At 57.0% G+C, this 14244-nt stretch carries 17 protein-coding genes; 6 read left to right on the top strand and 11 right to left on the bottom strand.

Features of this window, described 5'->3' with window-relative positions; genetic code table 11:
• Window positions 1-104: 104 nt before the first annotated feature.
• The 6 genes from OM513_RS15600 to OM513_RS15575 form a co-directional block, all read right to left on the bottom strand.
• Window positions 105-1643 carry a recombinase family protein gene (locus OM513_RS15600; protein WP_264945502.1) on the bottom strand — a complete coding sequence of 513 codons (1539 nt, stop codon included), beginning with the start codon at window positions 1641-1643 and terminating at the stop codon, window positions 105-107.
• 10 nt (window positions 1644-1653) lie between these two features.
• A complete protein-coding gene (locus OM513_RS15595; RefSeq protein ID WP_264945501.1) occupies window positions 1654-2055 on the bottom strand; it encodes a hypothetical protein in 402 nt (133 codons plus the stop codon).
• 175 nt (window positions 2056-2230) lie between these two features.
• Entirely contained in the window at window positions 2231-2572 is a 342-nt protein-coding gene (locus tag OM513_RS15590; RefSeq protein WP_264945500.1) for a hypothetical protein, read from the bottom strand.
• Complete coding sequence (locus OM513_RS15585) at window positions 2569-4077, bottom strand: type IV secretory system conjugative DNA transfer family protein (RefSeq protein WP_264945499.1); 1509 nt, start codon at window positions 4075-4077, stop codon at window positions 2569-2571. Before OM513_RS15585 ends, OM513_RS15590 begins: the two co-directional genes overlap by 4 nt.
• Window positions 4078-4105: 28 nt before the next feature.
• On the bottom strand, window positions 4106-4858 hold the full coding sequence (locus OM513_RS15580; protein ID WP_264945498.1) for a hypothetical protein: 753 nt from the start codon (window positions 4856-4858) through the stop codon (window positions 4106-4108).
• Window positions 4859-4938: 80 nt separating this feature from the next.
• Window positions 4939-5373, bottom strand: coding sequence for a hypothetical protein (locus tag OM513_RS15575; RefSeq protein ID WP_264945497.1), 435 nt, complete (start codon window positions 5371-5373; stop codon window positions 4939-4941).
• A 226-nt stretch (window positions 5374-5599) separates the two neighbouring features.
• Here OM513_RS15575 and OM513_RS15570 point away from each other — a divergent pair, with 226 nt between their 5' ends.
• The 3 genes from OM513_RS15570 (at window position 5600) to OM513_RS15560 (ending at window position 8260) form a co-directional block, all read left to right on the top strand.
• Window positions 5600-6163: a hypothetical protein gene (locus OM513_RS15570; protein ID WP_264945496.1), complete on the top strand. Its 564-nt coding sequence runs from the start codon at window positions 5600-5602 to the stop codon at window positions 6161-6163.
• Window positions 6164-6274: 111 nt separating this feature from the next.
• Window positions 6275-7690: a diguanylate cyclase domain-containing protein gene (locus tag OM513_RS15565; protein WP_264945495.1), complete on the top strand. Its 1416-nt coding sequence runs from the start codon at window positions 6275-6277 to the stop codon at window positions 7688-7690.
• Window positions 7691-8056: 366 nt separating this feature from the next.
• Entirely contained in the window at window positions 8057-8260 is a 204-nt protein-coding gene (locus OM513_RS15560) for a hypothetical protein (protein WP_264945493.1), read from the top strand.
• A 31-nt stretch (window positions 8261-8291) separates the two neighbouring features.
• Here OM513_RS15560 and OM513_RS15555 read toward each other — a convergent pair whose 3' ends face one another.
• Window positions 8292-8465 (bottom strand): hypothetical protein, encoded by a 174-nt coding sequence (locus OM513_RS15555; protein WP_264945492.1) that lies wholly within the window; start codon window positions 8463-8465, stop codon window positions 8292-8294.
• 510 nt (window positions 8466-8975) lie between these two features.
• Between OM513_RS15555 and OM513_RS15550 the strand changes: the two genes are divergently transcribed.
• A complete protein-coding gene (locus OM513_RS15550) occupies window positions 8976-9359 on the top strand; it encodes a hypothetical protein (RefSeq protein WP_264945490.1) in 384 nt (127 codons plus the stop codon).
• A 57-nt stretch (window positions 9360-9416) separates the two neighbouring features.
• On the opposite strand, the gene OM513_RS15545 is transcribed toward OM513_RS15550, so the two are convergent.
• Window positions 9417-10553, bottom strand: coding sequence for a hypothetical protein (locus OM513_RS15545; RefSeq protein ID WP_264945488.1), 1137 nt, complete (start codon window positions 10551-10553; stop codon window positions 9417-9419).
• Between the two features lie 72 nt (window positions 10554-10625).
• Window positions 10626-11183 carry a hypothetical protein gene (locus OM513_RS15540; RefSeq protein ID WP_264945487.1) on the bottom strand — a complete coding sequence of 186 codons (558 nt, stop codon included), beginning with the start codon at window positions 11181-11183 and terminating at the stop codon, window positions 10626-10628.
• A gap of 169 nt (window positions 11184-11352) precedes the next feature.
• Here OM513_RS15540 and OM513_RS15535 point away from each other — a divergent pair, with 169 nt between their 5' ends.
• Entirely contained in the window at window positions 11353-12423 is a 1071-nt protein-coding gene (locus OM513_RS15535) for a hypothetical protein (RefSeq protein ID WP_264945486.1), read from the top strand.
• A 4-nt stretch (window positions 12424-12427) separates the two neighbouring features.
• On the opposite strand, the gene OM513_RS15530 is transcribed toward OM513_RS15535, so the two are convergent.
• A complete protein-coding gene (locus tag OM513_RS15530) occupies window positions 12428-13141 on the bottom strand; it encodes a hypothetical protein (protein WP_264945485.1) in 714 nt (237 codons plus the stop codon).
• Window positions 13142-13353: 212 nt separating this feature from the next.
• On the opposite strand from OM513_RS15530, the gene OM513_RS15525 reads away from it, so the two are divergent.
• Window positions 13354-14022: a recombinase family protein gene (locus OM513_RS15525; RefSeq protein ID WP_264945484.1), complete on the top strand. Its 669-nt coding sequence runs from the start codon at window positions 13354-13356 to the stop codon at window positions 14020-14022.
• A 16-nt stretch (window positions 14023-14038) separates the two neighbouring features.
• On the opposite strand, the gene OM513_RS15520 is transcribed toward OM513_RS15525, so the two are convergent.
• Complete coding sequence (locus OM513_RS15520; RefSeq protein WP_264945483.1) at window positions 14039-14224, bottom strand: hypothetical protein; 186 nt, start codon at window positions 14222-14224, stop codon at window positions 14039-14041.
• Window positions 14225-14244 lie beyond the last annotated feature (20 nt).

The following is a 14244-nucleotide window of genomic DNA, read 5'->3' as shown; positions in this document are numbered from 1 at the left end:
TGTGCACTCGGTGGGAAGCTGCTGAAGATCGATCTCAGGTCGGTTTGGAGATAACGTGGGTCAGCTTGTATCATCACTCGATATTTACATCTATCGCATTGAAATTACTGAGTTTTATTGCCGTGCCTCACAGGCCTTCGTAATGCGGGGGTCACAGGTTCGAGTCCTGTAAGCGGCACCATTTCGGACTCGTCAGAGTCCAGACCATCTAAACCGTTGAAAATCCTGAAAGGAACCGCCGCTTCGGCGGTTCTAAATCCTTCATTGCGGTTGTAACGAATGCGATGCTCAAATGTGAGCTTTAGCGTCGCGCGCTTGTCGGCGAGATCGCCATAAGTCCATATTTTGCAAGGGTTTTCGAGGAACTGCATAGCGGTTCTATAAGTCGTGTCGAAGTCGCTTAGCGGACGACCGCAATTCGCAATCTTCTCTTTCATTTCGACCTTCTCCGCCTCGAGCGAGCGCAAACGTTTCTCGTATGCGCCGACCAACGAATCCGAGTCCGCGATGATGATACGATCTACAAGCTGTTCGATCTGCTTTTCGAGGCGGACTGCTTCGGAGAGCAGATGCCCACGATTGCCTTGTGAGCTGGCTACGCGGGCATCCCACAAGTCGCGGAACATCTCGATGGCGAGTTCATAGAGCTCAGGCGACGGACGAAGCGATGCGAGCAGCCGCTCGAATTCGCTTTCCATCACATCGCGCTTGATCGACTTGCCGTAGGAGCAGCAGCCCTTGGTCTGGCAGAGGTAATAGGGGTATCGCGCATTGCGGCCCTTCGTCCAACATGCCGTGAACGGCTGTCCGCAATCGTCACACTCGACGAACCCGCGCAGCGGAAAGTCGAGATTGATATCCTTGCGTGCAGCCAGCTTCGCCTTGCCCGCGAGACGATCTCGAACCGCGTTGAACGTCGCAAGGCTGATAAGCCCTTCATGCTTGGCGGGCTGCATGTGGATGCCCCATTCGGGGTAATTCAGATATCCGGCGTAATGGACACGTTCGAGCAGTTCGAGAACGCGCTCGACCGTCATGGTTTCACGGCGCGAGCGCGGCCACACCGGATGGTTGCCGAGATAGCGCATGATTTCGGCAGGACCGGCAAAGCGGCCCGACGCATAGCCTTCAAAGATTTCTTTGATGAGCGATGCGACAGGCTCGTCAGGCACCAGCATATTGCCGTGACCGGCAATGCGCTGGAACTTGTAGCCAATCGGTGCGCGGAACGACCAATAGCCGTTCATCATGCGACCGCGCATCCGATTGCGCGTAGTCTCCCTGATCTTGGCTCTGGCGTGTTCCGACACGGAGGCCAGAACATGTTCCATCAGAGAGCTGTCAGAATCCTCTTCGGCAAAATCGATGGTTGGCGATTGCAGAATGCCGCCAGCCTGTTTGATCTTGTTGCGAAGGGTCAGGTGGGCTTCGAGACCGCGCGCGAGACGCGAGATGTCATCGATGATGACGACATGCGGCTCCTTACGCGCTTTGAGGAACGCGATCATCGCTTTCATCGCGGGACGATTGACGAGCGAGCCGGAGGCGTCGTCCCTGAAAATTTCGACGATCTCATATCCGCGATACTTCGCGAATTCCTCACAGCGAGCGCGCTGGCTTTCAAGCCCGTCGCCTTCCCGCATCTGCTTCTGGCTAGAAACGCGGCAGTAAATGACCGCTTTGTTTGTCTGTGTTTTTATCATGGCGCATATCCTTGTCGGACTTTGTTTTGGTGATCGCGCCCTCATCATCGAGGTCAACTCGTGCCGCATCTTGGCGGTGACCAAGATTAGCATGAGAGGCGGCGGTTTGGAAAGAGTCCGATAGCCTGTCTTGCGTCGCCAATTGCACCGGATCGACGCCGAATGCCTTGTCGATGAACGCTTGCAGCAGGTTCGCGACCGAGCGGATCACATCATCCTTTCGGTCCTGCGGAACGTCGATCTTTGCGACGATCTCGCGATAGCGATCCATCTTATCGGGCCTGATTTCCAGCACGATACCACCATCCTCGGTCCATATGGCAGAACCGCTTTGGTTCTGCCGTCTGGCCAAGAAACTATGTCCGAAGTAAGTTGCTGGTGGGGGAAACAGCCGACGACGCCATCATCGGGGTTTCCGAACCGACAATCTCCCCGCGATTGTCGCGCCACCACTCTATAATATAATTTTAATATAAAATTTTATACTAATTCAATAGTTTTCCACAACATTATGTTGTGCATCGCGCTCATCGTTCGAGCACGCGATCTTTTCCGATCATGCGCTCGCCGACATTCCGAATTTTGTTCAGCCGATTGAGATGATCGAAACGCACCCATTGGCGCGCGGCTTTCATCATTCGCTCTTGTGGATTTTCATGAGCGTGTGACGGTTTCAATTCAGGCGCGTTCCCTTGCTTGGTCAGGAGATCGCGATAACGCGATTGTGTGAGTGCCGGTTCGCACCTCTCGAAATGATCGTTCATGCGCTTCATCGCGTTATCGACGCGCGCCTGAATCTCCGCAGATCGCGCCGTGAGCGTTGCGGCACCGTTGAAGCGCGGCGAGATCGATATGCCGCTGTCGCTCATTCAGCCAATCCTCTGTGCAGATCGCGCACGTCGCGCACTTGATTCTTCCACGGATCGACGGTGAAATAGGGAACCGCATCGCAAATCAGCAGATGCGGCATCGATGCCACGCGGATCACCTGCCGCGTGGGGCCAAGTGCGATCACATCACCGGCTTGCAGGACAGGGCGTTTGGTTTCGGAGAGATTGGCATTCGCCGTTTGCACGACGCCGCCCGCATGGCTGACACCACCTTGCAGAATGGTTTTCATGCCCGACCAGAGTTCGATATCTTTGAGCAGATCAGGCTCCCATACCGACTTCATCGTTATGATGCCGACCTGATCCTCAATGTCCTTGACCTGCTCTTTCGACCATTGCGATGTGAGTGCGTGACGGCCCTGTGAGAACAGCCAGTAGGAAATGCCGAGACCCCGATAGAGCCGCAGCGCGCGAAGGATGTTCGGCACGCGCGGAAGGTTTGCGAATTCATCGACAATGAAGGTCGTGCGGATTGGACCGCGCGCAGCCGCGATCACTTCCGTCATCATGGCAATCAGCATGGCGACCCATGCCTTCGCCACATCGATGCGATTGGCGGGGAGAATGATGAAGATGGTGAGCTTCTCGCGTTTGGCGCGGGTCAGATCGAACTCATGCGCAGAGCAGGATTCTCCGAGTGATTTTCCCGGCTCGAACGCATTGAACGCGGTCGCGGCTTCGCTGCGAATGGCCTCCCATTGTTTCGACGCTTCGATGCGCATGGATGCGAAGGATTGCGCGCGTCGCTCGATGGATTCGATGCCGCACGTTGCCATCATCGAGAACGCCATCCCGAAATGCATCTCATCTCCATTGAGAAAACGCCACAGCTCGGGGAGCGTGCAGATGTCTGGAGAGAAATGCGCGAGATATTCGGCGCGGAGCACTGAGAGCTGGATCGCGCCTTTGCGCACCCAGCTATTATCGCTCTCGCGCGGCGGCGCAGGCATCGCAATCTCGCAGATCGCTTCGGCCTCCCCATCGGATGAGCCGCCAGCCTGTATCACCTCGATCAGTCGATAGAACGGATTGATCTTGGCATTCGGGTAGCCATGCAATCCATAGGGATTGAAAAATATGACTTCGGTGCCGAGCGTGTCGGCGCGATGCTTGGCCGATGAGAAGGCGAGTTCGCCATCCTTGATATCGACGACGATCAATGTCCTGTCGCGCGAATGCGCGAGGTTCGGCTGAATCAGCGTCGTGCCTTTGCCGCCGCCAGCACGGTTGTAGGTGAGAAGCGATTCCTCGCCATTGTGAAACAGGAAATGTCCGCGTGTCCCGAACGCGCCAAGAAATAATCCCTGACTACCCAGCAGCCCCGATTTTCTGCAATCCTCCAAATCACCAAGCCGCCCATCGCCAAGTGCGCCGGACGGCTTTGCTGTGAGCATCGCATCTTCGAGATCAAGTGCGCGCATCCGCGCTTCATATGCATGATCGGCTTCCGCCCAGCCACGATGGAGCGCGAAGCCGCGCTCCATCCAGTTCAGCAGATTACCGCCACGCATATCATCGGCCCTCGCGATCAAAACGTGGCGGGGGCGGGAGTTCGATGGGAGGCAGCGAGTCGATGCGGCGACGAAGGGCTTCCTCGCTCGGCAGCGCGTTCACATAGCTGGTGAGATCGACGCTCGCACTCTCCCGCGCCGTGCCTTCGAGGCGGTCCGCAGCGATGGATCGCTGACGGCTTGCTTCGCCAAGCGTCGCATCGCCCGATCCTGGCTCAAGCCAATTCTGCACATTGCCGATCAGCTCCGCTGCGTTGGCAATGCCGATGTTCGAGCCGTTGCTCTGCATCGTCTGGCTGGATTGCCGATCGACAAACGAACCGCGCAGCCGGTTGTTCGCTTCCATCTGCTGCTGGTTGAGTGCGACCGCCGCCCGATAGGCTTCGAGATAGCCTTCGATGATACGGCCATATTGCGCGTTGCGCTGTTCGTAGGCCGCGCGCGTCGCATTGGTATAAGCTTGCACCTCGGCTTCGATGGCACCTTCATTCGCCTTCACCTCGCGGGTGACATCACCGACATACTGGCCGGTGAAATCCTGTGGTCGCCACCCTTCGGGCGCGAAGGCGACAGCGGCGAAGAACACGCCGCCGCAGATGATGACGGTGATCGCGGTATTCGCCGCAGCCGGAAGGCGGAACTTGCGCTTGCGCTTCACGGGGGCAACGCGCGGCGCGGCAGCAGGGACAATCTCTCTCCCGACTTGCCGAGCGCCATCCTCGTCATAGTCGAGCCTGAACTGAACATCGGACATGAAATAACCTCCACCAGCGAAATTGCCGGTGGAGGCTTCACATCACCGAACACGTGGGCGCGTGGGGCAAACTTGTGCGATCAGCGCAATACATCGCGCGCGGCGGCGGGATTATGAATGGCGAGCGCGATCCAGATGAGCTTGATGCGCGCAGTGATTTTGGGTGAGGCGCTGAGTGTGCGCGGGCGAGCGCGGCCACCGAGAAAATCGCCTGACCAGCTAGCGGAGCAGTCATCGCCAAACACCTCGTCAATGTCGATGGCATGGAGATTGAGATGCTGCCCACCTTGATCGATCACCATGCCGTCGAACCCGATGATCCGGTCATAGACCCAATCGACGAGACGGCGGCGCGAGATACGCGGTGTGATCCCTGCATAGGCGATAGCCAGATTGAAGATGGTATAGGTCTCCCGCAGAATGCGCGCGGGCGGGAGATAGATGATCGTTGGCCCTTGCGGACGGGATGGTCCGCCATCGGTGTAGCTGGTCCGTGTAAACTCCAGTGTTTCCATCACTTTTGCTCCTCGAAATGGGGAGCGGCCGCGCTTGGGTCTGCCAAGCCCTGATCAGTGATGCGGTTATGCCGGAGGGCCTTGCCAAGGTCGTCCGGAGTGTTTCCGGAATGATTCCGGAGCTTTTCCGGACGCGTTTTGGCAAAGTTTCTTCAAATAAATCTTGCTGTTATGCAAAATACTATGATATATTATTACACAAAACCAGCAGGGAGAATGCCTATAGATGAAAATTTCACTTAAAGATCAGTTTGATAGATCGAGCATTGAGACAATATTTGACGGTTTTTATAATGATCCAGATTGCAAAATTGGGCAATTGGCTCGTAGATTTTATATCGATCAATTCGAAGTTTGTTTTGATCAAGAAGGCAATATCCATAGTGAAGACGGCCCCGCGATTATTGGCCGTTCATCGATGAACCCTGACGCCTTTTTGAATGCATGGTATCAAAATGGTGTTTTCCATCGCCTCCGCCAACCAGCCATTGATGCATCGAACGTTACGCACTCCCGAGGAGTGTCAGTCCAAGAGTGGTATCAGAATGGTGTTCGCCACCGGGAACGTGGACCTGCGGCTATTCAATCTTACTGCGGCATATCCGGTCCATTCCGCGAAAAAGAAGAATGGTACTCGAACGGCCTTCTGCATCGAATAGGCGGCCCTGCGGTTAAAACCTTCGATTCGTTTACCAGAGAGGACTATGCCGCTCACTACCGGGCGGGTGAAAAGGTATCTGAGCAAACCACATTCAGACAGATGACCTGCCACCCACAGGTCCGGTTATAGGAGCGTTTCTACATTATATGGCGAGACTCGCGCCGAACAGGTCACGATAACTCAAACGGCTTTCGCGCACATTGTCTCTACGCTAGACCTTCTACGCAGGGGCTGCGCCAGATGATGAATGCCGAAGATTTTCAAAAGCTTGCTGGAATTCTGAAAGCAGACTTCGAGCCACATAAGCAACTTCCAACACGCGAGTACACATTGCTTTTTCGCATGGTGGAGGCGTTCCAAAGCCACGCCAAATCTGAGCATGGCAACAAATATCGCCAGTTTGTCAGATTTTCACGACCGCAGGCGATGAGGTTCAGATATTCGCTGCCGGACAATGAAAGAGATGCTCAAACTCGCGTAAGCGCGCATGTCGATGGAGCCAAGCGGAACGGCGGTTATGAAGAGTTCGTTCCGATGATGCTTTTTTATCAATGGACCGAAACGCGACGCGAGTTCCTTGCTCTTCTGGAAGAGCGGTGTGACCTGCACGACTTCATCGGCGAAATTCTTGATCGTGAATTATCCTCGAACCAGCCGCAGAACGCGCTGGACATCCCAAAGCTCCTATTCGTCGCGGCCAAAGGACGCGGTGAGAACGAAACGCGCGACGTGACCGAGATTGCCGAGCGCTTTGCGCAGAAAGGCATGATCGTCGATATTGTCCTCGTGGACGGCGCGAATGCCGAGACCGTGGCTCGGTCGTGGCCCAAGGGCATCGACGAGGCACAACTCACTGTCATCTGCCTCTCGAAAGCGATCATGCGCAAACCATGGCAGCAGGCCGAGTTTCAGCAGCAGCTTCGCGCCACATTCACCCGCGATGCCGAAGTGGCGGTTCTCATCGTCGATGAGCCGCTTGCGACATTGGCATTGTATGACATTGATACCACGCGGTGCCTATCTCTCGACCTGAGTTACGGCGTGGACAAGCTCTTCGAGGAATTATCGCGCGCGGTCGCAAAGCGGCGGAGCGGGCCGGATGCATTTTTCCAGTTCAGAAATACGGTGCGTACCAAACATGCTGGTATGGCTTTCCTCGAAACAGGTTTGAACCCGCCGATGGATTCCACAAGCCGGAGCGATCTCGGCCTCGCGATCATCGATGTTGACGGGATCAAAAATATCAACCGCAATTTCGGCGAGACCGTAGGCGATGCCGTCATACGCCGAATCGACTCCGCCTTGCGCGAATTCGTTGCGGAGTATGGCGGTGATACCGGCCAGTGCGGTGACGATGCCTTTTATCTGGCGATACGGGGCGCGGACGCGATGTCGCACTTGGTCGCCGCGCATGAAAGCCTCGGTCGGATACAGTGGTCCGATATCACGCCCGACCTTTGGGCATCGGTCAGCATGGGCGTTGCGCTTCGGGACCGCGATTCCCACGAACCCGGCATAGATGTCGCGATCCGCGCGATGCTGGGGATGAAGAAGGCGAAGCGCTTCGGCGGCTGTCGCTGCGAAGCTGGCCCCGAGCTTCTTCCTCACACGATGATGTTCGAGCGCGCCGTCATGTTGAGACGCGGGTTCTCGTAGCAACCCTCCGGCTTGCTGATGATGGAATGCCGAGATCGATGATCCGATAGCCAAATTGCCAACGCTCTATTTGACGCGAGCGCGGCCCGTTCGATTGGCAGTCAAATCAGGCAAGGTCTCCGCAATCGTCATCACGGGCATGGCAGAACCATCCCCGCCGTCATCATTCATGGGTTTTTGACCAGACGCGACGGCGATCAAGGCCGCTCGCTTCCGCACCCTTCGTGCCTCAGGGTTTGTGCAGCTCCGCGCCAACAGGCTCGCGTTCCGCTCGGCCTTTGATCGCCGTCTCACCCGTCAGGTCACGAGTCTCCCCATGAAGCCGGTGGGAATGGTCCCGCCCGCGAACAACCAAGGAGACCTACTATGTCTGATACAAACACCAACCGCCCGAGCCACCGCCTTTTCAACGTCAACGGCGACGGTGACAACGCCCGCTGGACCGATATCGGCGTCGCATGGGCAACCAAAGACGGCAAGGGCTACACGCTCATCTTGAATGCGATCCCCGTCAATGGCCGGATCGTGATGCGCACCAACGACGAGAAGGACACCAAGAAGGGGAGCTAACGCTCCCCTTCGCGGGTCGCGAGCCAGCGCCTCACGGCGCTGGCCCACGGCGACCGAGTTCTTGCGCGATCATCGCGATGATCGCGTGCGCCGATGCGAGATCGCCTTGGCGAACCGCGATGGCGGTTGTCGCTTGCTGGAAAAGCGCGGCGAGCTGCGATGTGGATTTTCTCGCAAGATCGGTGCGGGTGAGATTGAAGTTCATGGGCTACCTCCATTTTGCTGATCGCCGCTCACCATGAGCCGCGTTGGAGGACGTGCATTCGCGTGATCGGATAAAGGTGCATCACCTGTGATCGCAGCGAACGCGGAGAAGGCCAGGGATCGTAGTCCCGCCTTGCACCTCACTATCGGCGCGCGAATAGGTTCGTGCCATAAGCCGTCTCATGTGACGGACAGCCAATGGCTATGGTTGCCACAACAATCTGACCCGGACGATTGCCGCGATAGTCGACATCGCGTGTGATCGGCACGCGATGCGAGCGCATCCATCATCGCCAGTCTTGTCTCCGCTATGATCCACACCGGACACATCCGTGCGCGAGGAATTATTCCGACCTTGCGCCCGTCCGGCCCGCTCATGCCCGCAAGCCCCGCCCGCACCACTCATCGTTGATGACCGTGTTGGGGCGTTGCGCGCGCGATCCGGCGTGCGCCCGCCAGTCTCCATGCCCCGCGCGAATGGTCGTGCGGGTTCACACCAAAGGAGACCGATATGGGACTTGATATGTATGCCTACTCACTACCGAAAGACGATGACCGACCATGCGTTGATTTCGACCTCGACGACATTGGCGACGAAGAACGCCGTCGCCTGCATTACTGGCGCAAGCATCCGAACCTGCATGGCTGGATGGCTGGTCGCTACTATGAGAAGGGCGGCAGCGATGACGATTTCAACGTCAACACCGTGGAACTGACATCCGCCGATATCGATGCGCTTGAGCGCACGATTCTCGACGGCACGCTTCCGCAGACGACCGGTTTCTTCTTCGGCGAAACCACGGGTGAGGAACGCGAGGATGATCTCGAATTCATCCGCAAAGCCCGCGAGGAATTCGGACGTGGCCGCACCATCGCTTATTACGCATGGTGGTAACGCGAAAACGCGGAGCGATTTTCATCGCTCCGCGCTCATTGCATCATCCATTTTGGCTCACGCCTTTGGCGGTCGCCCACGCCGCTTCGGTGGGCGTGAAGCAACGACGCGCGGTGCCGTGTCGGCTGGTGCAGGCGCGCGATTGCCGCTCACCGATTTTTCCATGATCGCAAATGCGAGCAAGATCCCGCCGAGCGGGATCAGCTCGATGATCGCGCCAATCGCAAGCGCGCCCATGGTCGCGTCAGGGTAGAGGCCGAGATAGGCGATATTGGAGACGACCGGCACACTTGGAAGCGGTGCGGTCTTGAGCGCCGCAATGTCATCGATACCTTCGACGAGCGCATCCGCGAGGCCGTCGAAATTCTGCGTTATCGCATTGGCCGCGCTCGGTGGCAGCCCCGCAGCGTGCCAATCCTTGCGAAGCGCATCGGAGACGGCGAGCATCGCCTCGACGGCAAGCGTATCATTCACCGCGCGCATCACGCGCTGCCATTCATCGGCATAGCGGCGCACCATCACCATCCGATCATGTGCATCCATATCGGCATCGATCGTGCGGCGCGTTTCGATCAGGATGCGATCAGCGCGCGCGAATAATCGTGCGAGCTGCGCACGGCTCGCATAAATCGCATTGCGCGCGGTCGCGCACGCATTCGAGATATTGGAGAGCGTGATCGCAACGCGGCCGACATCGCCGCCTTCGCGGCTGAATGCGCCCGTCGCACCTTCCTGCCTGCTCATCGCGCCGGACGTATCGACGCAATCGGTGAGAGCGGGCACGCGATTCTGAATTGTCGCAGCGGCTCTGCGGCGCACTTCCGTCGCCGCCTTCATCTCCGTCAGGCCATGCTCTTGGTGCGCGCGTTCACCGGCAGGTGCGCCGAGAACGGATGCAGCGGCGGTCGCCAGCACAAGAGCGAGGACGCCATAGGCGGTGATGAACGCGATCTTTGCTTTGCGCCGCTGCTCAGGCGAGAGCGCCGGAATATGGCGTAGCGCGATATATGTGCAGACGCTCAGCCCAATTGAAATCGCGACCACTGCGAGAATGGTTTCAAACCATGCGAGCGGAGTCATCGCGCCGGATTGCGACACCATGTCGCTGATCCACACGCCCGCGAGCGATGCAGAGATAAAATGCATGATGAAATTCGCGGGCATCAATCCCCGCACGGCTGTCGATTTATCCATAGCGGAAATCCTTTCCGCCACGGTTCTATGACCAACCGATTCTCGGGATGGGGAGAAGTCACGCCTTCTGCACTATCGCTTGGAAAACTGGCTCTTGAAATCTGGCATGGTGCGCAGACGATCCATTACAAAATTCCAATGATCGCAGCGCGTGGTTTTGGTGTGGCGATAACGCCAGTTATGGAGGACGCGCAGCGTCAATCCTTCGGGCACATTCGCTGCGCGTAAAATGTCGCCGTCAAAATCGGCGTTGGTGCGCGCCATTTCCGAGATAAATTGCGCAGACATTTCCGGCGTCAGGGGAATCCAGATGTCGCCCTTATTGCGTCGCGGGCGACCCGGCCCTTTTTGTCGTGTCGCGCGTCGTTGTCGGTGATATTCCCCATCGGGGAATGATGCCCATTTCGTGAGCGTGAATGTCCAGTGATCGGCGCGGGCTTCGTGTATCTTGTTCGCGATCCAGCCATTGACCATCGCCACGGTCAGCCCCTCGGGCGCGTTTGGATCGTTTTCAACGATGCGCCGCGTGGACAGGCCAGTGCGCTTCCAATGAGAGCGCAACTCCCGCTTCATGTCGCGCGTGATCTGAATAATCGAAAGGGACGGAGCGAAATCGCAGAAATCAGCCATCGTTTCGTAGGAAGAAGAGGGGTGGCTTATGGGGAGGGCCACCCCGACATTAATTGAACAGGATAGTAGGTTAATAGAATACTAGTTTTGAATAAAATGAAAGACGAATTTGCCTTAAACTTTATCTATTTTACGTAATTCATTAAATTCTGTTTGATATCCTCATGTCATGGCTTTGGAGAGAACTTCCAACAATTTTGACATTGAGGCGATCCGTGCAGCGGCAAATGCAATGGAAGGCAGCAATGCGGCTATGTCGCAGGCGAGCGCCCAACCGGCAGTCGATGCGTTCGCATCCGATGTCGAAGAGATAATTGACGATCTTCGTTTCAATCCATCCACCAATCTTTCGGAAGAGGCGGCGCAGATATTGAACTCGCCGCTTGCCGCGCGATTGGATTCCGGCGTGCTCATGAATCTTCGTGCAGCCGTGAGCTTGCAGGAAGAGAAACAGGAAAACGGTAGCGGCGCATTCACGCGCGGTGAAACATGGAACGAGCGTCGCGAGCAGACCGAGCGTGAGCGTAAGGAGCAAGCGCGTGTTGCCGACATGGCGGACGACGCGATGAGCAATCAGCTCAGCACCGTCCCTGACCGCTATGGATTGAGCCAGCAGAATTATGCGGAATTGAACGATGATTTGAAAACACGCGACGGGCAGGAGCGCTTCATGAGCTTCTTGCGTATGATGAATCCGGGAATGACCGACGATCAAATCCGTCGAAGATTTGAAGACGCGCAGATCATTGCCGCAGTTCGATCCGGTCAAGCTAACGACGCGCAGCGTCGAGCATATAACGGAATGTCCGATGAGCGTCGTGACGCTGGCTCCGACAGCTTGGCCCAGTATGAGCAAATGGGCGGAAGCAGATTCACGCCAGTGGTTGCAACCCGAGTAGATGCTCAAGCTATGAATGGCTCTGCCAATAGTGGCATAATCGACACAGCGTATGGCACTCGGTCGGATTTGCTGAACAGTGGCGTGGTTACATCAGGTCCACAGGTAACGACGAACGCAAATCCACAGATAACGACGAACGCACTTGCGACTTCACGCGGTTCGGTGTCGGGGCAGATTGATGGCCAAGCCGCCATTGCTGGCGCGCCATCTCTTCGTGGGCAGTTTGGAGCGGCTCTTACTGCAACGACCCCGCTCGATGCGCCTCAACTTGCAGCCAGCACGGTTGCACCACCCGCTCCTGCACCAGCGGCAATAGCTTCTTCTGGATTTGATGTGTGATTGACTAGCGTGAGCCGCCAGCAATAGATGGCGAAAGAGACGCAAGCGTGCGAGTGCCGCTGATGCGTTCCATAGCCGCTGGCGTATAATCTGTATCCACCATGAGGGCCAATTCAGCAGGCTCACGATTGGCGGTGAAGGTCATAAGTGAACCACCGCGCACTTCCATATTTCCAAACAGAACAATCGGACGACCGATGCGGGTGCTGCCATCGTTGTTCGTGAATACGGTATCAGCAACAACCATCGGGCGTGTGCCAAGCGCTGCATTCCGATCCACAACCTCATTAAATGTGCCACCGAGATAGGCATCGCGCGGAATTGTGCCCGAGCGCGCGTCATAGAGGCGGACATTCGTAAGGCGTGCACCAACGCAAACTCTCGTTGAGGTTTCTTCGCGTGGACGATCGCCGCCAAGATTGTAACCGATGCTGCCGTCGGCGTTCGACGTGATGGTTTCGACGTTCTCAACAACCCGCGTTGGATTGCCGCGCGCGTCGCGTTCCTGCACAGCGCTGCGATTGCCGATAATCATTGTGCGCTGACCTTCGGCGCGAAGCGCCGCGTTCATATCTGCCATCGGCAAACACTGACCCGGCTGCAATCCCGTGACGGCAGGTTCCGCCGCCGTGATCGTTGCCGGTGTCGCGCAAGCGAGCGCAGCACCCATTAACGCCGCTGTCCGAAATGATTTCATCGCATTTGATAAAGTAGCCATCGCACGCTCACTTGTGTTTCATATGTTTTAACTTCACGGCGTCTCATATTCCGTGGTCTATGAGACTCTTTTTTCTTGGCTGTATTCGCTACGTATGGTATTTTAACGGCGTTGAATTATGGCGGTTTTCCGTCTTGGTGAGGTTCCCCTCCGGGGTTGAATTGCAGAGTCTCACAAAGGACAGTTTGTGAGACTCGCCACCGAGAGGTCGCATGACACCCGAAAAACCAAGGAAATGCCTGCCTTTGCGGGCAAAGAGGGGCGTTCCGCCCGCGCCCGTCACGCGCCCGCCGATGGGCGGGCGGCGGATCGGCTATGTCCGCGTGAGCACCTGCGAACAGAATACCGATCTTCAATATGACGCCCTGACCAAGGCCGGATGCGACCCGATCTATGAGGATCGGATCACGGGCGTCTCAATGGTGCGCGACGGGCTGGATCGCGCCCTTGCTGAAATTGGCAAGGGCGACAAACTCATCGTGTGGCGGCTCGACCGTCTCGGTCGATCGATCCCGCACATCATGACCATCGTTGCCGAGCTGGCTGATAAAGGCGCGAGCCTTGTCAGCATCGGCGAGGGGTTCGACACCGGCAACGAAGCCGGTGAATTATATTCCACCATTCTCGCGATGATCGCCCATGTCGAACGGCGCATGATCGTCGCGCGCACCAAGGCCGGACTCGATGCCGCGAAAGCGCGCGGTGTCCGCCTTGGTGCGAAACCCAAGATGCAGCCCTGCCAGATCGCAGAGGCTGCGCAGCTCATGCGTACCGAAACAGCGGAGACGGTCGCGCACCGCTATGCGGTTAGTCGCGCAACCTTGTTTCGGCACTTACGCAGCGCATCGGTCAATGTCGCCGACCCCGCCCGTGCGAATTGAAGCGCGCCTCGCGCGGTCAGTCGATGCTATCGCCCTCGACAAGATCGAGCGTGATCTTGCCGGGAAACAAGCCACGCAGTTGCGCGCGCATTGCCTGAACTTCATCGAGGCTTTGACGGACGATATGGACATGCCGCCTCCCGAAGAAACTTGTGATAATAATCGTGCCGTGTTCGCCTTCCGCGACCGAGGTAATGGTCATCGGATTGAGAACGATCCTGT

This window comes from Sphingomonas canadensis (assembly GCF_026013525.1).
Lineage (GTDB): Bacteria > Pseudomonadota > Alphaproteobacteria > Sphingomonadales > Sphingomonadaceae > Sphingomonas > Sphingomonas canadensis.
This window is presented reverse-complemented; position numbering and strand designations above follow the sequence as displayed.